The 19,258-nt window shown below is 63.9% G+C and carries 21 protein-coding genes; 6 read left to right on the forward strand and 15 right to left on the reverse strand.

The window, feature by feature from the left end; translation table 11 throughout:
- From GGD63_RS20655 to GGD63_RS20725, 15 genes are all read right to left on the reverse strand, one after another.
- Positions 1-1,206: a class I SAM-dependent methyltransferase gene (locus GGD63_RS20655; RefSeq protein ID WP_183245025.1), complete on the reverse strand. Its 1,206-nt coding sequence runs from the start codon at positions 1,204-1,206 to the stop codon at positions 1-3.
- Positions 1,199-2,416 (reverse strand): class I SAM-dependent methyltransferase, encoded by a 1,218-nt coding sequence (locus GGD63_RS20660; protein WP_183245026.1) that lies wholly within the window; start codon positions 2,414-2,416, stop codon positions 1,199-1,201. The genes GGD63_RS20655 and GGD63_RS20660 overlap by 8 nt, the downstream gene beginning before the upstream one ends.
- A gap of 265 nt (positions 2,417-2,681) precedes the next feature.
- A complete protein-coding gene (locus GGD63_RS20665) occupies positions 2,682-3,260 on the reverse strand; it encodes a WbuC family cupin fold metalloprotein (RefSeq protein ID WP_183245027.1) in 579 nt (192 codons plus the stop codon).
- Positions 3,238-3,903 (reverse strand): class I SAM-dependent methyltransferase, encoded by a 666-nt coding sequence (locus tag GGD63_RS20670; RefSeq protein WP_183245028.1) that lies wholly within the window; start codon positions 3,901-3,903, stop codon positions 3,238-3,240. The genes GGD63_RS20665 and GGD63_RS20670 overlap by 23 nt, the downstream gene beginning before the upstream one ends.
- Positions 3,904-3,928: 25 nt before the next feature.
- Positions 3,929-4,321 (reverse strand): LIC12192 family sporadic carbohydrate cluster protein, encoded by a 393-nt coding sequence (locus tag GGD63_RS20675; protein ID WP_183245029.1) that lies wholly within the window; start codon positions 4,319-4,321, stop codon positions 3,929-3,931.
- Positions 4,314-5,120: a sporadic carbohydrate cluster 2OG-Fe(II) oxygenase gene (locus GGD63_RS20680; protein WP_183245030.1), complete on the reverse strand. Its 807-nt coding sequence runs from the start codon at positions 5,118-5,120 to the stop codon at positions 4,314-4,316. The genes GGD63_RS20675 and GGD63_RS20680 overlap by 8 nt, the downstream gene beginning before the upstream one ends.
- Positions 5,117-6,235 (reverse strand): DegT/DnrJ/EryC1/StrS aminotransferase family protein, encoded by a 1,119-nt coding sequence (locus GGD63_RS20685; RefSeq protein ID WP_183245031.1) that lies wholly within the window; start codon positions 6,233-6,235, stop codon positions 5,117-5,119. Before GGD63_RS20685 ends, GGD63_RS20680 begins: the two co-directional genes overlap by 4 nt.
- Positions 6,225-7,331 carry a DegT/DnrJ/EryC1/StrS aminotransferase family protein gene (locus GGD63_RS20690; RefSeq protein WP_018647218.1) on the reverse strand — a complete coding sequence of 369 codons (1,107 nt, stop codon included), beginning with the start codon at positions 7,329-7,331 and terminating at the stop codon, positions 6,225-6,227. Before GGD63_RS20690 ends, GGD63_RS20685 begins: the two co-directional genes overlap by 11 nt.
- A gap of 8 nt (positions 7,332-7,339) precedes the next feature.
- Complete coding sequence (locus GGD63_RS20695; RefSeq protein ID WP_183245032.1) at positions 7,340-8,299, reverse strand: transketolase family protein; 960 nt, start codon at positions 8,297-8,299, stop codon at positions 7,340-7,342.
- A 10-nt stretch (positions 8,300-8,309) separates the two neighbouring features.
- A complete protein-coding gene (locus GGD63_RS20700) occupies positions 8,310-9,158 on the reverse strand; it encodes a transketolase (RefSeq protein WP_312013331.1) in 849 nt (282 codons plus the stop codon).
- Complete coding sequence (locus GGD63_RS20705; protein WP_246785572.1) at positions 9,133-10,170, reverse strand: aminoglycoside phosphotransferase family protein; 1,038 nt, start codon at positions 10,168-10,170, stop codon at positions 9,133-9,135. Before GGD63_RS20705 ends, GGD63_RS20700 begins: the two co-directional genes overlap by 26 nt.
- Positions 10,167-10,778 (reverse strand): hypothetical protein, encoded by a 612-nt coding sequence (locus GGD63_RS20710; protein ID WP_246785573.1) that lies wholly within the window; start codon positions 10,776-10,778, stop codon positions 10,167-10,169. The genes GGD63_RS20705 and GGD63_RS20710 overlap by 4 nt, the downstream gene beginning before the upstream one ends.
- A 5-nt stretch (positions 10,779-10,783) precedes the next feature.
- Positions 10,784-11,785 (reverse strand): NAD(P)-dependent oxidoreductase, encoded by a 1,002-nt coding sequence (locus tag GGD63_RS20715; protein WP_183245035.1) that lies wholly within the window; start codon positions 11,783-11,785, stop codon positions 10,784-10,786.
- Between the two features lie 27 nt (positions 11,786-11,812).
- Positions 11,813-13,378, reverse strand: a complete 1,566-nt coding sequence (locus tag GGD63_RS20720; protein ID WP_183245036.1) for a PfkB family carbohydrate kinase — start codon at positions 13,376-13,378, stop codon at positions 11,813-11,815.
- An 85-nt stretch (positions 13,379-13,463) separates the two neighbouring features.
- Positions 13,464-14,480: an SDR family oxidoreductase gene (locus GGD63_RS20725; RefSeq protein ID WP_183245037.1), complete on the reverse strand. Its 1,017-nt coding sequence runs from the start codon at positions 14,478-14,480 to the stop codon at positions 13,464-13,466.
- On the opposite strand from GGD63_RS20725, the gene GGD63_RS20730 reads away from it, so the two are divergent.
- From GGD63_RS20730 to rplK, 6 genes are all read left to right on the forward strand, one after another.
- Positions 14,446-15,228, forward strand: coding sequence for an SIS domain-containing protein (locus GGD63_RS20730; RefSeq protein WP_246785575.1), 783 nt, complete (start codon positions 14,446-14,448; stop codon positions 15,226-15,228). The two genes, GGD63_RS20725 and GGD63_RS20730, sit on opposite strands and share 35 nt — an antisense overlap.
- A 12-nt stretch (positions 15,229-15,240) precedes the next feature.
- A complete protein-coding gene (locus GGD63_RS20735; protein WP_183245038.1) occupies positions 15,241-16,263 on the forward strand; it encodes a lysylphosphatidylglycerol synthase transmembrane domain-containing protein in 1,023 nt (340 codons plus the stop codon).
- Between the two features lie 85 nt (positions 16,264-16,348).
- Positions 16,349-17,617, forward strand: a complete 1,269-nt coding sequence (locus GGD63_RS20740; RefSeq protein WP_183245039.1) for a class I SAM-dependent methyltransferase — start codon at positions 16,349-16,351, stop codon at positions 17,615-17,617.
- Between the two features lie 331 nt (positions 17,618-17,948).
- Entirely contained in the window at positions 17,949-18,140 is a 192-nt protein-coding gene (gene secE, locus GGD63_RS20745; RefSeq protein ID WP_063682740.1) for a preprotein translocase subunit SecE, read from the forward strand.
- Positions 18,140-18,694 carry a transcription termination/antitermination protein NusG gene (gene nusG / locus GGD63_RS20750; protein WP_018647229.1) on the forward strand — a complete coding sequence of 185 codons (555 nt, stop codon included), beginning with the start codon at positions 18,140-18,142 and terminating at the stop codon, positions 18,692-18,694. The genes secE and nusG overlap by 1 nt, the downstream gene beginning before the upstream one ends.
- 132 nt (positions 18,695-18,826) lie before the next feature.
- Positions 18,827-19,255, forward strand: coding sequence for a 50S ribosomal protein L11 (gene rplK / locus GGD63_RS20755; protein ID WP_011088164.1), 429 nt, complete (start codon positions 18,827-18,829; stop codon positions 19,253-19,255).
- Positions 19,256-19,258: the final 3 nt, after the last annotated feature.

Here is a 19,258-nt window from a genome sequence, read left to right on the forward strand (position 1 = left end):
CTAAGATCCCTCGAGGCGCTTCCGGACGACGAGGAAATGCGCCGGCTGACCCCAGGTGTTGATGAATGCCGGGTCTGACTGGGTGAGGGCGGTGATCGCGGACGCATCGCGCCGCCCGATCGCGCCGAAGATGCGATGGAAACTGTCGAGCGTCGCAGTGATGGCTTCGATGTCGGAAGCATCGTCGGCGAGAATGTCCGTCGTCAGGATCGTCTCGCGTAGCGAGGCGAGGCTGGCGATCACGCGGGGCAGGCTGTCGCCGAAGGGCTCGTCGATCATTCTGTCGACATCGAGCACCAGTGCTTCGATCGAAGCCGAGATCGCGCTCGCCGCGTCGGCCTGGCCGACCAGATAAAGCTTCCGTCCCCCGAGGAAGCTCAGGCGGCTGCGGTCGAGGTGGCGCGTCGCGCGACGCAGCTTCTCGTCTGCCGACAGGGCCTTCTTGTGCCAGTAGACGTCGAGGCTGTCACGATAGGCGGGCCATGCCGAATGGATGTCGAACCCCTGCTTATGCGCCGCCGTGCAGAGAGCGCCCGAATCGAGGAAGTAGCGGTGTCGGACGAACGGATTTTCGAGCACGTCCATCAGCCAGGATTCGAAGCTGCGGGTGTGCGGAATGCTGTTCCACTTCGCCTCGAACAGCGACTTCGCCGTCTCCAGCGCCGGGCGGCCCGTCAAAGCCTTGCCGGCCGCATGGATCGCCTTGAGCGCGAGCTCGAAGAAGCCGCCATAGCGTTCGTAATAGGAAACGACGGCATAACCGTCCGGATTGAGCAGCCGGTGGAAGATGCCGAGCCATTTTTCGCTCGGCTGCACCGTGTAGATGAACCCTTCGGCGTCGATGATGTCGAAACGCCGATCGCTGTGAAACGCCTCGACGTCGGCCAACGCGAGTTCGCGCAGACGATTGGTTAGGTCGAAATGCGCGAAATAGGCCTCAATTTTCGGATGTGCATGCCGGTTCGGTTCGGCGAGCGTCATGTTCGCGCCCCAGCCGGCAAACACCAGCGCGTTCTCACCGGAATCAGGACCGAATTCGAGCACCTCGGCGTCGCGGAACAGCCGCGGCGGCAGCGCGAGCTTGTCCAGAAACAGCTCGCGCCGCTGTCTGGCATATGCATCGAGTTCGGCGGCCGATTTGAAATTCCCGAACGTCGGCAGGACGTTCTGACGTTCGTAGTAGTTGAAGAGCTTGTCGTCAGCCATGCCGCGACCCTGCGGTCGCTTCGAGGCGATCGAGCTCGCTCCAGATATCGGAGGGCGCGAAGATGGAGACGATGTGCAGCGGGCGCTTCACGTTCTCGCGCAGCCGGCTGCTGACCTTGGCCTCGTTCTCCTGGTTCACGGCCAGAAGACAGACGAGCGGGTTCGACTTGCCGGCGAGGTCCTCTGGCGAACGGATCGGGATCCCGGTGCCCGGCAGGAACAGCCCCTGGCGCTCCTTCTGGTCGTCGACCGAGAGGTCGATGAGGTCCGCCAGTTCGTGCGCATTGGTGAAGGTGCAGGCGCGGCAGCCGGCGCCGTAGATGGCGATCTCGGCGCCGCTGGCGCGCGCGTTGGCGAGAATCGGTCGCAGGCGTGCGCCATACTCTCTTGCGCGCTGACCGAACTTCTCGCCGACGCCGGCCGGGGCGGGCGGGGGCGTCACCTGGTGCGCGGCGCGGCGGGCCGCGATCGCGAGGCTGCCGCCGCTGAAATTATACTTCTTCACGGACACCGCCTCGAAGCCGTGGCGCGCCAGCAGGGCGAGCAGGGTCGGCTCGGTGAAATAGCTGACGTGCTCCTCCCAGAGGACGGAGAGGTCTCCCGCCGTCGAGCCAGGATCAAAGTCGGGCACGTCGATGAACAGCAGCCCGTCGTCCTTGAGCGCAATCTTCACGCAATCGAAAAAGTTCTCGAAATCGACGATGTGCTCCAGCACCTGGCGCGAGACGACGAGATCGAACTTGCCGGCCTGCGCCACGGCGTCGTGACACATCGCCGGGCTGATCATGTCGGCATAGACCTTGATGCCGCGCTCGCGGGCGATCTTGCCCGATACCGGGTTGGGCTCCACGCCGACCAGGACCTTCGCGCCGCGCTCGCGCAGCTTGTCCATAAACAGGCCGTCGTTGCAGCCGATCTCGAACACGGATTGGTGGCTCGAGAATTTCGCGATGGTATCGAGCTCGTCGACCTGGTGCGGCTCAGGCTTCCAGCTGCTGAAATTGTAGTTGAACTGCCGATACAGGACGTCGGGATCGATCGGCTTGACGATCTGCGGCAGACCGCACTCGCCGCAGGCGAGCACCTTGAACGGGTACCGTTCATCCTGCTCGTTCCGGCTGTGTCGAAGCCGATGCGCAATCGGCATCAATCCGAGGTCGATGACCGGTCGCAGGTCGGTCGAATGGCAGAGGCGGCAATGATCGGTCACGGGTCTAGCTCTTTGCAAGAGTAGTACGAAATCAGCATCCTTGAGTAGTACCCAGCTTAGCCGAAGCTAACATTGCGGCACAGGCGGTGCCACAATGCTTAAGGTGTCCGGCCTGACGCTTCACAAGGCCATCGGCCACGATGCTGCCGATCGTCTGCGACGATTGCACGCCATGCTGTTGCGGCGCTTTCGTACCAGGCCTTCGTCGGTTGATTCGTCCTCGAACATTCTCAGCGTGACAATCGAGTAGCAACAGTATTCGAGTCTACGGTTCCATCAGATGCTTCGCGGCGAGCGCACCAATCCTTGTGACGTAGTCCTGGACCGCCGCGGCATCGCTCCCATCGGGCGCCCAGTCGGGAAATGCCGTGCGAGCCGGATCGAACGGGCCGGCGGTGGTTTCGTGAAACACCAGCCATTCCGAGGTGATCAGGATCGAGTGGAAGACCTTTTCCGGCATGCGGTAATAGCAGCGCTTGCCCTGGCCGTAGGGCGCCATCTCGAGCACCTCGCGAATGCGGCCGTCATCCTCGAAGATCACGACCTGCGCGGTGCCCTCGATCACGTGAAACGATTCCGGTTTGCCAAGATGCTTGTGGGGCCGCACATAGGCCTCGCGGTGATGCACGATCAGCATCTCGTGCAGGCCGGAGGCGGGATCCGGATGGGTGCACAACCGGCTGCGCAGGCGCGGGTTGCCGGCCGCGATGCGCTTCAGCTCCGCGATCGTGGCGTCGTCCGCGGTGACGATGGCGTCGTCGGAATAGTAGACTTCCGGATTTTGCGCACGCAGCGAAGTCGGCGGGCGCGAACGCGCCGTCTCATTCGAAGAAGATGAACCCATGATCGCCCCGATAGCCGCATTTGTCATAGATCCAGGCCCATGTTTCCGGACCGTGGAAGCTCAGGCAGGTGAGCTGCCAGTAGAGGAGGTTCGCCTTCTCGCGCTCGTTGCGGAACGATTCCACCATCAGATATTTCGAGCTGCCGCGTCCGACCCGCTCGATCTCGGGCACCGCGCGGAACACGTCCTCGAGCGGAAGGTTGTGCAGCACGCCGAGCGACACCACGAGGTCGAAGCTGTGGTCGGGGTAGGGGAGCTCGACGGCGCTGCCGACCTTCAGGTGTGGCCGCACCTCCTCCTTGGCGTTGGCGATGCCGTAGTCGGAGATGTCGATGCCGGCCATCGTCAGGTCGGGAACGAGCTGGGTGAACTCGTAGAGCAGATATCCCTTGCCGCAACCGACATCGAGCACGCTCATGCCGGGCTTGATGCCATAGCGGTCGATCAGGGTCTGGGCGAGCGGGCGCCACCTTCCGTCATAGCGATATCCGCCATAGCCGTAGCGCCGGTCGCCGTCCCAGTAATCGCGTCCCCATTGCCGGGCCACGGTCGCCGATTCCGCCTTGTCATGCTCGACCACGCGCTGAACGTAGTTCCGCTTGGTCGACGCGTGCATCGGCTGGAGCAGGTTGACCTCGGCCATGGCTGTTAACCGGATCGCGGCATCGTCACAGGATGGTCGCGAATTTGTTGACGAGCAGGATGTCCTCGACCGCCTGGATGTCCTTCGGCGACGAGAGCGTGATCTCCTCCACGGCCGCGTGCAGATCGCAGCCCTCGCGCAGCACGCGGTCGTAGATCTGCCGCCGCCGTGCCTCGTCGGGCGGCAGCATGAAGATGCTGTAGAGAATGAGGCCACGCAGCTGCGGCAGCTCGTCCAGGATGTCCTCGAGCACCATATAGCTGCCGGGCATGGTGTGCTCGGCGGCGCTGAGCAGATAGTGCAGGTTCTTCCGCCGCGCATAGTCGCGGATCACGATGTTCTGGACGTGCTGCGGGGTGCGGCTGCCATTCAGCGGCCGGGCGCCGATATAGCCGCGATGACCGGCTCGCTCAGCCATGGAAGCCTCCCGGCAGCTTGTATTGCATGCCGACCCGCGTCGCCGGGCGCAGCAGGATCGGCTCGAAGAACTCGCCGAAGCGCTTGTCCGCGTAGGGCGACATGATGCTCTTGAAGCGGCAGTTCATGCTCCAGCGCGTGCCGGCTTCCTCGTTGACGCGATTGCCGTGCATCAGGGTCTGGTTGAACAGCATGACGTGACCGTAGGGAATCTCGATGAAGGTCGCATGCGGCTTGATGGTCTTGTACAGTTCCTCGGCGCTGCGCAGGCTGGCCATCCGATCCTGCATCTCGCCGTTCAGCGAAGGCGGCAGCAGATACATCGATTTGGTGCGGCGGACGTCGACCAGCGGCACCCACACCACGACCTCGAACGGCGAGTCGCCCGACCAGACGTCGGAATGGGTGGCGAGCAGCGACGAGCTGTCGCCGGGAAGCTGGATGCTGAGATTGACGCGGCGCTGCATGCAGAGCTCGTTGCCGACGATGGTCTCGATCGTCGAGCGCGCCAGACGGAAATAGGTCGGCCGGAACCAGGCCTCGGCGTTGAGGCCGTTGAAGACGTGCAGCCGCAGTCCGTTGAGATCATCCGCGCTGACGCGCGTGTGGATGGTGTCGAGCATCGCATAGGGATCGTTGCTGTGCGGCAGCTTCAGATAGTCCGCCGCGAGCTCGGCGGCTCGCCTCTGGATGCGGTCGAGCCCGGCGCGGTCGTCAGCCGGCGTGGTGACAAAGCCGTCGTCGATGAAGCGCTGCGCCAGCGCCTGCTCATCGGCCTCGAGGAAGTCGGTATCCGTCATGCAAAGTACTCCCGGGCGGTCGCGCAGATATGGCTGATATCGGCGGCCGAGAGGAACTGGTTGATGGGAAGGGTGAGGATCTGGTCCGCCTGCCGCTCGGTCATCGGAAATGCGCCGCGACCGTGACGGAGATGCGCTGCCGCCGGCTGCAGATGGATCGGGATCGGATAGTGGATCGCGGTCTCGATGCCCTTGTCCGCAAGATATTTCTGGAAATCGTTGCGACGCTCGGTCTGCACGACGAAGGTGTGGAAGGTGTTGAACTCGATGTTGCGGCAGGGCGGGATGAACAGTGGCAGGCCCGCGAGCTCGGCGCGGTATTGCGCGGCGTTCCGCCGCCGGCGTTCGATCACCGAGGGCAGGTGGCGCAGACGAATGCGAAGCACCTCGGCCTGGAGCGTGTCGAGCCGTGACACGAGGCCCCATTCCTGGACGTCGCTGCGGTTGATCAGGCCGTGATTGCGCAGGCGGCGGATTCTTGCGGCGAGCTCTGCGTCGGCGGTGACGAGGAAGCCGGCATCGCCCGCCGCGTTGAGATTCTTCAGGGGATGCGCGGAGAAGCAGCCGAACGTTCCGATGGTGCCGCTCATGCGCCCGTCATAGGTCGAGCCCACGGCCTGCGCGCTGTCCTCGATCACGGCGAGAGCATGCTTGCTCGCGATCGCCATCAACGGGTTCATGTCGGCCATGCGCCCGGTCAGATGCACCGGCATGATCGCCTTGGTGCGCGGCGTGACGGCGGCCTCGACCGCGGCCGGATCGATGTTCTGGTCCGGCAGCACGTCCGCAAAGACCGGCGTGGCGCCGACCGCGATGATCGCGGCGGTCGAGGCCACGAACGAATTCGGCGGGGTGATGACCTCGTCGCCAGGACCGATGTTGAGCGCCCGCATGGCGAGGATCAGCGCGTCGGTGCCGGAATTCAGCGTCACCACATGCGGCGAGCCGAGATAGGCCGACAATTCCTCCTCTAGCTTTCCGACCGCGGCCCCGCCGATGAAATCGCCGCGCTGGAACACGCCCTCCACCGCCTGCATGATCTCGGCACGTTCTTCCTCGAACTGCGCGGGAAGATTGACGTAACCGATGCGCCGGCGGCCGGTGTCAGCGTCCATGGCAGAACTTCCTGACGGTTTCGATGACGCGGTCCTGCTGGGCGCGCGTCAGATGCTGATCGACGGGGAAGCTGATGACTTCCTTGGCATGACGGTCGGTGACAGGGAACGTGCCCGGCGCGTAACCGAGATGCTTGAGGCCCTCCTGCTGATACAGCGGGATCGGATAGTGGATCTTGGCCTCGATGCCGTTGTCCAGGCAGTATTTGTAGAGCTCGTCGCGGCGTTCGGCGAACACCATGTAGAGATGATAGACGTGCTTCACGTTGGGACGGCGCGGCGGAACGCGCAGGCCGGGCAGGCCGGCGAGACCCGCATCGTAATAGGCCGCGTTCTCGATCCGGCGCCGCGTGATCTCGCTGGTCTGGCCGATCAGCCAGTTGCCGACCACGGCCTGCAAGGAATCGAGCCGCGAGTTGCAGCCGAGGATCGCGATCTCGTCGCGGTTCTTCATGCCGTGGTTGCGGATCAGGCGGAGCTTCTCGTTCATGCCGTCGTCATTGGTGACGACGACGCCGGCATCGCCCCAGACGTTGAGATTCTTGAGCGGATGCAGGGAGAAGCCCGCCGCGATGCCGTGGGTGCCAGACCGCTTTCCGGCAAACTCCGACAGGATGCCCTGGCAGGCATCCTCGACCACGGGAAGGTTGTGGCGCTGGGCAATCGCCATCAGCTTGCCCATGTCGGTGACCTCGCCGGTCAACTGAACCGGCATGATCGCCTTGGTCTTCTCAGTGATCGCTGCCTCGACATAATCGACATTCATGCAGAAGGAATCGTCGCAGTCGACCAGCACCGGCGTCGCGCCGGTCTCCGCGATCGCACCGACCGTGGCGATGAAGGTGTTGGCGGCGGTGATGACCTCGTCGCCATGGCCGATGCCGAGCGCCTTGAGCGGCAGCTTGAGCGCATCGGTGCCGGATCCGACGCCGATGGCGTGACGCACGCCGATCAGCTCGGCAAAGCGCTTTTCGAATTCGGCGACGGGCTTGCCAAGGGTGAAGTCACCGGTCGCAACCAGCCGGCCGATCTCGGCCAGGATGGGGGCGGGGTCGGCGAATTGCTCGAGCAGATAGGAATATCGAACGTCGTACATGTGGCCCGTCAGGTGGAATGGAGTTGAGGAGCGGAGGTGCGCGACGCCGCGAGCGCATGCTCGATCGAGGTCGCAATGGCGTTGGCGGAGAGCCCGTGCTTCTTCAGCAGCGAGTCCTGCGAGCCGTAATTGTGCATGAAGCGGTCCGGCAGCGACAGCCGAAGCATCGCGGGCAGGCCCGATCCGAGCTTGTCGATCAGCGTCTCCGCGACCGCGCTGCCGAGGCCGCCGGAGGGGACGTGCTCCTCGAGCGTCGCAACGAGCCTCGTGCCGCGGATGGCCTGCAGCAGCGCCTCGGTGTCGAGCGGCTTGACGGTGTGCATGTGCAGGATGCCGGAGCGGATGCCTTGCGCAGCCAGCAGGTCGGCTGCGGTGAGCGCCCGCTGAAGCATGATCCCGGTGGTCACCATGAGGACGTCGCCGGGCGACCGCATCAGGATGGCCTTGCCGATCTCGAAGCCGTGCTCGGCCTTGGAGACCACGGCATCGCCGCCCTTGCCGAGCCGGATGTAGATCGGGCCCTTCCAGTCGAGCGTCCGCTCCATCATGCGCGCAGCCTCGTCGGCGTCGCACGGGCAGATCACCGTCATGTTCGGCAGCGCCCGCATGATGGCGATGTCCTCGATCGCCTGGTGGGTGGGGCCGAGCGGTGCATAGACGAGGCCCCCGCCGTTGGCGATCAGCCGCACCGGCAGATTGTGCAGGCAGAGATCGACGGCGACCTGCTCGTAGCAGCGCCGCGTCAGGAAGGTCGCGATGGTGTTGACGTAAGGCACAAAACCTTCCATCGCGAGACCGGCCGACATGCCGATGATGTGCGCCTCCGAAATGCCCTCGATCAGGTGGCGCTTGGGAAACTCCTTGCTCATCGCGCGCAGCGTGCCGGCGCCGGGATCGGAGCCGATGTAAAGCACACGCTCGTCGCGCGCGGCGAGCTTGTGGACCATGTTCATCGCGGTGTTGCGCATGGGGAGCCGATCAAAAATCGCCAACAGCGACGCGAATGGCGTCGAGCTCGCTGTCGGTCAGCTTGTTCTTGTGGTGCCAGTCGGCGTTGGATTCCGCTGCCGGAAGTCCCTTGCCCTTGACGGTATGGCAGATGACGGCGGTAGGTTTGCCCGCAACGGCCGGGACCTGCTTCAGCACAGTGCGCAAAGCACTGACGTCGTGGCCGTTGACCTCCTGCACGGCGAAGCCGAAGCTGCGCCACTTGTCTGCGAGCGGCTCCAGCGGCAGCACGTAGTCGGTGGGGCCGTAGCTCTGCAGCTTGTTGTAGTCGATCAGCGCGACCAGGTTGTCGAGCCCGTGCTTGGCCGCGCCCATCGCAGCTTCCCACACCGATCCCTCGTTGATCTCGCCGTCGCCGAGCAGGACAAAAGTGCGGTAGCTGCGCTCGCGCATGCGCGCGGCGAGCGCAAGGCCGACGCCGATCGAGAGGCCATGTCCAAGCGCGCCGGTCGATGCCTCGACCCCCGGCACCATGCCGTATTCTGGATGTCCGCCCAGGATGCTGTCGGGGCCGCAGAAGCCGTCCAGCTCCGACAGCGGGAAGAAGCCGCGATCGGCGAGCAGCGCATAGAGCGCGAGACAGCCGTGGCCCTTGCTGAGGATGGCGCGGTCGCGATTCGGATCGCGCGGATTCTTCGGATCAATCCGCAGCACGTCGTCGTAGAGGACGCGGACCATTTCGATCAGCGACAGTGCAGGACCGACATGTCCGCGTCCCGCGGAGCGGACGGAGCCGAGCACAAGGCGACGCAAATAGAGACTGCGCTCGTCCAGCGTGCAGGTGAGAGCGGATTCAGCGTGGGGTGAGATCTGGATCACGTTGGCAAATCGCTTGATGGAGCCGGCGGGCTTTGTCGAGCTGACCGGTAAGGCGGACCTTCAGATCGCCACCTTGCACGGCCAAAGCGTGCCGGGAGCGGCTTTCCGGCAAATAGGCATTGAGCACAATCAGGCACCAAATCGCTCCGAACACAGGATACAGTACGTCACGGCGGATCGCAAACGCGTCATCCCTAGCCGCGAAAGCTTGCGTGAGGCGTTCGGTCAACCGATTCGCTTTGGCTTCGGATAGGTCGCTACCGGGATGAAGCGCGGAGTCGGACACGAGCTTGACCGGATCGTCCCAGCCGAAATACTCGAAGTCGATGAATCGCAACCGGCCGTCTTCGCCGCGCAGCGCATTGTGCAGCCCGAAATCGGACGGACTGAGTGCGCGATACGCGGGCGCGAGATCTGCCGCAGGATCCCGGCCCAGTTCCGCATAGCGCAGGCGCAGCTTTCGAATCGCGAGCGACGTGCTGGGTACCAGGCTGCCGTCGATGAAGGCGCGCAGGTCCGGATGATCATCCGAGGCCCGTCTCAGTCCATCCAGGCGCTGCTCGTACTGGGCGATGGCCTCCTCGGGCGAGAAGATGCTGGCCGAAGCGTTGCGCAAGGCCTGCGCGCCGTCGGCGTTGCGCAGGTGCTGCAGCTCGATCAGGAAATCGGCCAGCTGATCGGCATCGCCGTTCCGGGGGCGCAGCACCGCCGCTTCCCCGTCGAACCATTGATACAGCGCGCAGAACGCATCGGCGTCCTTCGCGACCGGGCGCGGTGTCGACAAGATGCCGTGGCGCGACAGAAACGACAGCGCGTCATATTCCTGTCCCAGGCGATCGCGCCCGTCGGACGGATAGTGCTTGAGGGCGAGGGCCGGTCCCTTTGCCATCTCGAGCCGAAACACCCTGTTGTTGCCGCCGGATCGCGCCGGTTGGGCGGCAGCGACCGGGGCGCCTGCCAGACGGCTGCCGATCGCCATAGCATCCGCTGCGCTGATGTCGGGCTCGCTCATGCCGCAAACACCTCGCGGCGGATGTCGGCCCATGTCGCGATCGGCCTGCAATGTTCGGGGTGCGGAGACTGCGAACGCGTGAACAGGATCGATCGCGTGCCCTTCGGGAAATGCGGTTGCTCGAAGACCTCGACGAGATCGTCGATGAAGATGTCGAGCTCCAGGCTCACGAGTCGCTCGACCTTGGCGGCCATCGTGTCCTCGAAATAAATGTCGCCGGCGGCAACCGCCGCATCCGCAGCGTCGGTCAGGCCGGCTCCACGCAGCCAGCCGCGTGCGGCTTCACGCAGGTCGGTGTGGTCGGGGTCCTGATGACCGAATCGGGTCTTGTGGCTGACGATGTACACCTTCGCGCCGGCCTGTCTGCACGCCGCCAGAAATTCCCGCACGCCCGGATAGATCTCGGCGCCGCCAATGCCCTTGCCGTAGACGAAGCCCTGCAGGCCTTGCCAGGCGAGCTCGCCGCCGGTGCGGGATCGCAAGTAATCCCGCACATCGGTCTTCAGCCCATCCCAGCCCTCCGGCACCAGCCCGCGCTGGCGCGCCGCGACGGCAAAGACCTTGTCGTAGCAGATGATCGTGTTGTCGAAATCGATGCCGATCCGCACGCCGCTCACTTCAGGCTGATGTTCTGCATCATCTTGATGTTGAAGTACCTGGGGTCGTTGAGCGAGTTCGGCAGACGGCCGGTCTTGAAGGCGTCCACCAGACCCGACACGGCCTGCTCGATCGTGTGCGTCGGTGCAAATCCGAGCTCGCGGCGGATCTTCTCCGAAGAGACGTGATACGAGCGCAGATCGTCCGTCGGCTCGACCGCGATGTCGACGTTATTGCCGACCACTGACTTGACGATGTCGGCGATCTTCATCAGCGAGTGGTTCTCGTAGCCGATATTGTAGGTCTTGCCGTCGATCTTCGCGTCGTCCTGCTGAAGCAGGAACAGATAGGCCGCCGACATGTCCTGGATGTGCAGGTTGGGCCGGCGCTGCGTCCCGCCGAACACGCGGATGCGGCCGGTGTTGACCGCAAGGTTGGTCAGGATGTTGACGACGACGTCGAGCCGCTGCCGCGGTGCGTAGCCGCAGACGGTGGCAGGACGAACGGTGCAGGTGACGAACCCGGATGCGGCCTCCTCGGCGAGGTCGGTCTCGCACATCGCCTTGAACTTGGAATAGTCCGTGAGCGGTTCGCAGGACAGGTCCTCGGTCACCTCGGCTTCGTCCTTGATGCCGTAGACGCTGGAGGAGGAGGCATAGATGAAGCGCTTGATGCCGGCCTTCTTCGCCGCGCGCACCATCGGCCGGAAGCAATCGTAGTTGATGGACTTGCCGAGTCCCGGGTCGAGCTCGAACGAGGGGTCGTTGGAAATGCAGGCGAGGTGGATCACCGCATTGTTGCCGCGCAGGGCCTCGTTGATCGCGGCCTCGTCGCGGATGTCGCCCTTGATCAGCCGCAGGTTGGGGTTGTCACGGACGGCGTCGAAGACGTTCTCGCCGTACATGAACAGGTCGAGCACCGTGACCTTGTGGCCTGCGGCGAGCAACTGGGGAACCAGCACGCTGCCGACATAGCCGGCGCCACCGGTGACCATCACGTTCCACTTTTGATCAATCACTGTCGTTCTCCGGAATTTGCCTTCGCGCTACTTCAACAACGCGGTGACGAACTTGACCAGCGGCACCTTCTCGACCGAGCTGCGGTGACCGACGATGCCGACCTTGATCGCGCCGGCCGCATTGCCGATGAAGGCAACGTCCTCGATGTTGCCGCCGGCGGCCACCAGTGGTGCCGTGATCGTCAGGAAGGCGTCGCCGGCGCCGACGGTGTCGACGACGGTCTTGGTGAAGGCGGGCACGCGCGCGACGCCGGTCTTCGACGAGAAGGGGTAGCAGCCGAACGAGCCGTGCGTGATGATCATGTTGTTGCAAGCGATGCTTCGGTGCAGGCCGCCCTGGATCACCGATGCGATGTCGTTGAACTTGTCGGTGGCCGCCAGGCGCGCTTCCGGCGCGTCGATGCAGATGTAGTCGGCGCGCGGATACTTCGTGATCAGATTGTAGCCGTGGTTGCCGCTGTTGCTCTGCGCGTTGACCGCCAGGAACTTGGAGTTCGCGATCAGCGTGTCGATCGTGCTGGATGCGATCATGCCGTGACCGAAATCTGTCACGATCACCACGTCCGCGCCACGCACGCGTTCCGCGGTGACCCTGTCGATCTCCTTGCGCGCCGTCTCGTCGAGCGGCGTGTCGTCCATCGTGTAGACTTCGAACAGCTTGTGCAGATAGCCCATCTCGACGTACCGCAATTTTCGGGTCGTCGGGCGGCCCTGAACGCGGATCGGCGTCAGCGTGACGTTCGGGCGGACATGCGCGCGAATGAACTCCTCGGGGTAGTCGTTGCCACCCAGTGTGGTGACGATCTCGACCGACTTGCAGAAGCTTGCCACGTGGTTGGCCGCGGCGATGACGCCGCCGGCAAATTGCTCGCCATTCTTGAACAGCGTCGCGACGATGTTCTCCTTGGAGGCCTTTCCGAGCGCCGTGACGTACTGGTACTCGTCGATGATCGTGTCTCCGACCAGCACGACGTGCATGTCCTGGATCTTGTCGATCAGCTTCAGCAGGCGCTCGGCACCGCCGCCTTCGCGCACCTTCTGGAGGTAGTCGCGCAGAGGGGGATCGTAGATGTCGAAGTAGCGATTCAGCAGCGACGACGAACTGAAGGTCACGTCGCGCGTGAAGACGATGCGACCGCCATGGCGCTCGACGGCCTCGCGCTCGGTGGCGATCTTGCCGGTGACGTCGTCCTCGGGATTTTCGTAGTCCGAGCCCTTCACGTAGATGTCGGGGCGTACGGTATCGAGGACCGGCTCGGCACTTGAGGTCCGGTTGATGCCGACCCAGTCGACCGTGCCGAGTGCGGCCAGCATCTCGGCGCGCATGTTCTCGGGAAAAATCGGCCGCCCCGGGCCCTTGTTGACGAAACGGTCGGCGGTGATGGTCACGATGACCACGTCGGCCTCGTTGCGCGCCGCCAGGATGTGCCGCACGTGACCGAGATGTACCAGATCGAACACGCCATGGCAGAGCGCAACGGTACGGCCCTCGGCCTGTGCGGCGCGCGCAATCACTGCCAGTTCGTCGAGCGTCTTGATCTTATCGTGCGGTGCCGGATGGACGGCCGGCTTGTCCGTCGGAGCATTGCCCATGTGAATTACCCCAAAGCGCCAGCCGGCCTTGGCCGGCTGGTCCCAAATTGAACCGATTCGCGGCGACAGTACCCGGCGAACCTGTTCAGTAGCTTGCCTTCTGCGACGCATCGTTGTCGTCGCCGAGATACTTGAACCAGTCCTTGGTGGCGTCGGCGATCTTGTCCACCGTCCACAGGGGGGCGTCCTTGTACTGGTCCATGGACTTCAGCATCGTCGCGACGCCGTCCTCGAATTTCACCTTCGGCGTCCAGTTCAGGACCCGCTTGATCTTGGTGATGTCGGCGTAGGTGCAGTCGGGCTCGCCGGGACGCTTGGGAATGTGGACCTTGTCGCCGCCGAGCAGTTCGACCAGCCGGTTGACGCTGTAAGTGTTGTCCGAGCCGACGTTGAAGATCTCGTGCGAGACGTCGGAGCGTGCGGCCGTGACGAAGGCATCGGCGACATCGCTGACGAAGGTGAAATCGCGGGTTTGCTCGCCGTCGCCGACGACAGTGAACGGCTTGCCGGCGAGCTTCTGCGCCATGAAGACACCGAACACGGCGCCGTAGGTGCCGGTGGTACGATGGCGCGGGCCGTAGACGTTGAACAGGCGCAGCGCGACCGCGGGCAGCTTGTAGACCTGGCACCAGTGCATGACGCACTGCTCGCCAAGATTCTTGGTGAGCGCATAGGGATACATCGGCCGGATCTCGGCGCTCTCCGGCGTCGGATAGGCGTCGGGGATGCCGTAGCAGGAGGACGACGCCGCATACACGAAGCGGCTGACACCGGCGTGCCGCGCGGCCTCGAGAACGTTGACCGTGCCGTCGACATTGGCGCGGTGATACGGGATCGGCGATTCGATCGAGGGAACGATGTCGGCGAGGGCCGCGAGGTGGAACACCCAATCGATACCGTTGAAATACGGATTGATCGCTTCGCGGTCGGTGACGTCGGCGCGGACGATCTTCAGCCGGCTCGAACCGGCGTGCGACGACAGATTTTCAGGACGTCCGATGACGAAATTGTCGAGCGCAATCACCTCGTGGCCGTCATCGAGGAGGCGATCAACGAGATGACTGCCGATGAAGCCGGCGCCGCCAGTGACGATGCATTTCATGAGGAACATCCGTGGCGCGAATGCCCTGCGGGCGTCGCCAATGTTGAGTGAAACCCTGAAGTCGACTCGCAGTCGAATCGCAACTTTTGCAAGTTATACCTTTGCAATCCCTAGTAATAGCCGGTATCAGGGCGTGATGTTACAGTCGAGCCGCCAGCCCATGCCCGCCGAGTCTCTCGATCCCGATCACAAGGCCTTCCTCGAGGATTACATGGGGCGCCTTCATCGCGCGACGGCGATCGATGACGGTATTTTCGCCAGCATCTCCGCCACCCGCACGGCCTGGTTGCGCACGCGCGAGCAGGGCGGTCGTGTCATCTTCATCGGAAATGGCGGTTCGGCCGGCATCGCCTCGCATCTGGCGATCGACCTGGCAAAGAACGCGTCGGTGCCTGCGCTGTGTTTCAGCGATGCGAGCATGATGTCGTGCCTTGCCAACGACTACGGTTTCGAGGACTGGATCGCACACGCCGTGCGGCTGAGCGCCCGCGCCGGCGACTGCCTCGTTGCGATCAGTTCGTCGGGACGCTCGAAGAACATCCTGAATGCGGTTGCGCAGGCGCGCGCGATGAAGCTCGGCGTGATCACGCTGTCGGGCATGAATGCGGACAATCCGCTGCGCAATCTCGGCGACGTCAATTTCTGGGTGGACAGCCGCAGCTACAACATTGTCGAGACCACGCACCAGTTCTGGATGATGGCCGCGATCGACCTCGTCATCGGTCGCGCGGAATACCCGGCATCCTGAGGCGGGCATCCGATGCAGGTGCGGTTCAAACAGACGGCCCTGTTCTCGGTGAAGCTGCTGCTGTCGATCGCCGTGCTGACCTACATTGCACGCGGTCTCGACCTGCACCGATTGCGCAGCCATCTCGTCTCCGTCGATCCCTTCCTGTTCGTTCTCGCGCTGGCGCTGATCTTCTTTCAGACCTTCGCGCTCAACGGCCGGTGGGAGCTGATCATGCGCGCGCTCGGCGTGTCGCTGGACTGGCTCGCGGGCCGGCGGATCCTGATGATCAGCCTCTGGTTCAACCAGGTGCTGCCGTCGTCGGTCGGCGGCGACGCGGTTCGGATGTGGCTGCTGCGCCAGCGCGGCGTGCAGTGGCCGGAAGCGGTCAAGGGCGTTGCCTCAGACCGTTTCACGGCATTGATCGGGCTGATCGTGCTGATGGTGGCGGGATTGCCGTTCCTGGTGTCGCGTGTGTCCAACGAGGCCGCGATTCTGGCGATCGGCGGGCTGACCTTGGCGGGCGTCGCGGGTACCGTCGTCCTGTTGACGCTCGATCGCCTGCCGAGGCGTCTGATCGCACTTCCCGCGACCGCGAGCTTCGTCCGGTTCGGAGCGCTTGTCAGATTTCTTCTCCTGCGATCCGAGCACCGCGGTTTGCTGTTCGGATCAGCGATCTTCATCCATCTCCTGACGGCGGCGGCATGCTATGCCCTGGCGCGCGGCGTGGGAGCGCAGCTCTCGGTGGTGGACGCCGGCATCCTGCTTCCGCCGGTGGTCCTGCTGACGGCGGTTCCGATCTCGATCAGCGGCTGGGGCGTTCGCGAGGGCGCAATGGTCGCCTGTCTCGGCTTGGCCGGCGTTCCCTCCGAGGAAGCGCTGTCGGTTTCGCTCCTGCTGGGGGCCGTCAGCGTGATCGTCGGTCTGGCGGGCGGGGTGATCTGGCTGGCAAGTCCGGAGCGGGGAGCGTACTCAGCCGACAAGGCAGCGCAGGCTGCCGAAGAATTGCTGGACTACGGGCTGGCGAAGGCGAGGGAGGTCTCGAGCCACCCTTGACTCTCTTGAACCATTGCCGTCGATCTGTTCTTCACAGGGTGGGGTTGTCCCGCTCGCTCGCATGTCTCCGTTTTCCGGTTCTATGATGCAAAACCTGTACTATGTCCGTCATACCTGCCGCCTCTGTCATTCGGACAAGCAAGAGCTGGTCGTTCCGATGGCCGGCATGCCCATCGGCACGCCCAACTTCCAGGTGCCGAACGCCAGCGTCGACGATCCCGTCTTCCGGGCCGCGGTGCCGATGGCGCTGCACCTGTGCAGGGATTGCGGCCACCTGCAGATCCTCCATGTCGGCAATCCGGAGGTGCAGTACCGCAACTACGTCTACACCACCTCGCTCTCGCTCGGTCTGCGGGAGCATTTCGCGAGTTATGCCAACGACGTCGTCAGCCGCTTCGGGATCGCGCCAGGCTCGCTGGTCGTCGAACTCGGCAGCAATGATGGATCGCTGCTCGGCTTCTTCAAGGAGCGGGGCATGCGGGTGCTGGGCGTCGATCCCGCCGTCGACATTGCGCGGCGCGCGACGGAGGCGGGGATCGAGACCATCGGCGATTTCTTCACTGACGTGATCGGTCGCCGCATCCTTCAGAGCCATGGTGCCGCCAGCGTCGTGATCGCCAACAACATGATCGCCAATGTCGACAATCTCGATCCGCTGGTGATCGGGGTTCGCGACGTGCTGGCGCCGGACGGATTGTTCGTGTTCGAAACGCAGTATGGCGTCGACGTGACCGAGAAGAACCTTCTCGATACCGTCTATCACGAGCATCTGTCGTATTTTAACATCAAGCCGCTGATCCGTTTCTTTGCCCGGCTCGGCATGGAGCTGATCGACGTTCAGCACATCTGGACCAAGGGCGGCTCGATTCGCGTGACCGTTCAGCGCGCCGGCGGCGCCAAGAAGCCGTCGGCGGAAGTCGCGCGGTTCGTTGCCGAGGAAGAGCGGCTCGGTGTCGATCAGCCGGCCTATTATGCGCCCTACGTAAAGAGGATCGCCGCCATCCGCGACGAGCTGGTCGCGATGGCCGATGCCGCCCATGCGCGCGGTCAGCTGGTTGCCGGCTATGGCGTCTCGGTCGGCACCACAACGCTGCTGCCGCAGTTCGGCCTGGAGAGCAAGATCGACTTCCTGGTGGACGACGATCCCAAGAAGGCGAACGTGATGGCGGGCCCGGGCTACGACATCCCGATTCTGCCGCCCGCAGCGTTGTACGAGCGCAAGCCGGCCTTCGTCGTCGTCTTCGCCTGGCGTTATGTCGACCCGATCCGGGCCAAGCACGCCCGCTATTTCGCCGAGGGCGGAAAGTTCGTGGTGCCGCTGCCGGGCATTACCATGGTGGACCGGGCCGACTGACGGGGCCGACGGGGGGCTGAAGGCCTCCCCGGGATGGCGCCTTGCGGGCGGTGGATAAGTCCTTGATCCACATGACCTCTGCACGGCCGTCCGGGGGAGGGCGGCTTGCCCGCATAGGCCCTCTATATCTTGACCTTTGGTCCCATCCGCAGTAGATACCCCGCACTCGCAGCCGGCCCGTTAGACGCGGATCTCCGGCGCGGCTTTGAAATCCCCGAACAATCGAGCCCGGTTCCCGGCTCATCCTTCGAGACAGAGGGTTGGGCCAACGGCGGCTGTTCGGATCCCCGAAATTCATGTGCGTCTGTCGACGGACGCTGGACCTCAAACGATGGCAGTCAGCCCGTTCAAGTTCTTGCAGGAAGTGCGCTCGGAGACCGCCAAGGTCACCTGGCCGACCCGTCGTGAGACGACGATCACCACCATCATGGTGTTCGTGATGGTCGCCGTGGCCTCGGTGTTCTTCTTCGCCGCCGACCAGATCATCCGCGTCCTCATCACCTTCCTTCTGGGCATTCACTGATGGCTACAGCAACCGCTCAAGTGTCCGACAAGCGCTGGTACATCGTCCACGCCTACTCGAACTTCGAGAAGAAGGTCGCCGAATCGATTCGTGAGCAGGCCAAGCAGCGCGGGCTCGAGGAGCTGTTCGAGCTGGTGCTGGTTCCGACCGAGAAGGTCACGGAAGTGCGGCGCGGCCGCAAGATCGACGCCGAGCGCAAGTTCTTCCCGGGCTACGTGCTGGTGAAGATGAAGCTGACCGACGAGGCGTTCCATCTGATCAAGAACACGCCGAAGGTGACCGGCTTCCTCGGCGCGGAAAACAAGCCAATGCCGATCTCGGAAGCCGAGGCCATGCGCATCCTGCACCAGGTACAGGAGGGCGTGGAACGGCCGAAGGCGTCGGTGTCGTTCGAGATCGGCGAGAACGTGCGCGTGGCCGACGGCCCGTTCGCCTCGTTCTCGGGCGTGGTCGAGGAAATCGACGAGGCGCGCTCGCGCGTGAAGGTCGCGGTGTCGATCTTCGGTCGCGCAACGCCCGTCGAACTGGAATTCGGTCAGGTCGAGAAGGTCTGACCGGGTAACGCGGGACGCCGTAAGGCGTCGCGCAAAGAGAGGCCGTGGGAGGGAGAGGGCGGTTGCCAGCCGCATCCGACCCAGACCACGAACCTGAAACCGCCGGCCTTGCCGGCACAACAGGAGTGATACATGGCAAAGAAAGTGACCGGATACCTGAAGCTTCAGGTCCCGGCCGGTGCGGCGAATCCTTCGCCCCCGATCGGTCCCGCGCTCGGTCAGCGCGGTCTCAACATCATGGAGTTCTGCAAGGCGTTCAACGCCCAGACCCAGAAGGAAGAGAAGAACACCCCGATCCCGGTGATCATCACCATCTATGCGGACCGTTCCTTCACCTTCGAGATGAAGACGCCGCCGATGTCCTACTTCCTCAAGCAGGCTGCAAAAATCCAGTCCGGCTCGAAGGCGCCGGGCCGTGACAAGGCCGGCAAGGTGACCAAGGCGCAGGTGCGCGAGATCGCCGAGAAGAAGATGAAGGACTTGAATTGCGACACCATCGAATCGGCCATGAAGATGGTCGAGGGCTCCGCCCGTTCGATGGGTCTGGAAGTTGCGGGGTAAGCG

Origin of the sequence: Bradyrhizobium sp. cir1 (assembly GCF_014198245.1) — a bacterium.
GTDB lineage: Bacteria > Pseudomonadota > Alphaproteobacteria > Rhizobiales > Xanthobacteraceae > Bradyrhizobium.

Bases quoted from the DNA above. Each gene is read 5' to 3' on its own strand.
- GGD63_RS20655 (WP_183245025.1), bottom strand. From the start codon at position 1,206: ATGGCTGACGACAAGCTCTTCAACTACTACGAACGTCAGAACGTCCTG.
- GGD63_RS20665 (WP_183245027.1), bottom strand. From the start codon at position 3,260: ATGGGTTCATCTTCTTCGAATGAGACGGCGCGTTCGCGCCCGCCGACT.
- GGD63_RS20670 (WP_183245028.1), bottom strand. From the start codon at position 3,903: ATGGCCGAGGTCAACCTGCTCCAGCCGATGCACGCGTCGACCAAGCGG.
- GGD63_RS20675 (WP_183245029.1), bottom strand. From the start codon at position 4,321: ATGGCTGAGCGAGCCGGTCATCGCGGCTATATCGGCGCCCGGCCGCTG.
- GGD63_RS20680 (WP_183245030.1), bottom strand. From the start codon at position 5,120: ATGACGGATACCGACTTCCTCGAGGCCGATGAGCAGGCGCTGGCGCAG.
- GGD63_RS20685 (WP_183245031.1), bottom strand. From the start codon at position 6,235: ATGGACGCTGACACCGGCCGCCGGCGCATCGGTTACGTCAATCTTCCC.
- GGD63_RS20690 (WP_018647218.1), bottom strand. From the start codon at position 7,331: ATGTACGACGTTCGATATTCCTATCTGCTCGAGCAATTCGCCGACCCC.
- GGD63_RS20695 (WP_183245032.1), bottom strand. From the start codon at position 8,299: ATGCGCAACACCGCGATGAACATGGTCCACAAGCTCGCCGCGCGCGAC.
- GGD63_RS20705 (WP_246785572.1), bottom strand. From the start codon at position 10,170: ATGAGCGAGCCCGACATCAGCGCAGCGGATGCTATGGCGATCGGCAGC.
- GGD63_RS20720 (WP_183245036.1), bottom strand. From the start codon at position 13,378: ATGGGCAATGCTCCGACGGACAAGCCGGCCGTCCATCCGGCACCGCAC.
- GGD63_RS20730 (WP_246785575.1), top strand. From the start codon at position 14,446: ATGAAGCCGGCGCCGCCAGTGACGATGCATTTCATGAGGAACATCCGT.
- GGD63_RS20725 (WP_183245037.1), bottom strand. From the start codon at position 14,480: ATGAAATGCATCGTCACTGGCGGCGCCGGCTTCATCGGCAGTCATCTC.
- GGD63_RS20735 (WP_183245038.1), top strand. From the start codon at position 15,241: ATGCAGGTGCGGTTCAAACAGACGGCCCTGTTCTCGGTGAAGCTGCTG.
- GGD63_RS20740 (WP_183245039.1), top strand. From the start codon at position 16,349: ATGCAAAACCTGTACTATGTCCGTCATACCTGCCGCCTCTGTCATTCG.
- secE (WP_063682740.1), top strand. From the start codon at position 17,949: ATGGCAGTCAGCCCGTTCAAGTTCTTGCAGGAAGTGCGCTCGGAGACC.
- nusG (WP_018647229.1), top strand. From the start codon at position 18,140: ATGGCTACAGCAACCGCTCAAGTGTCCGACAAGCGCTGGTACATCGTC.
- rplK (WP_011088164.1), top strand. From the start codon at position 18,827: ATGGCAAAGAAAGTGACCGGATACCTGAAGCTTCAGGTCCCGGCCGGT.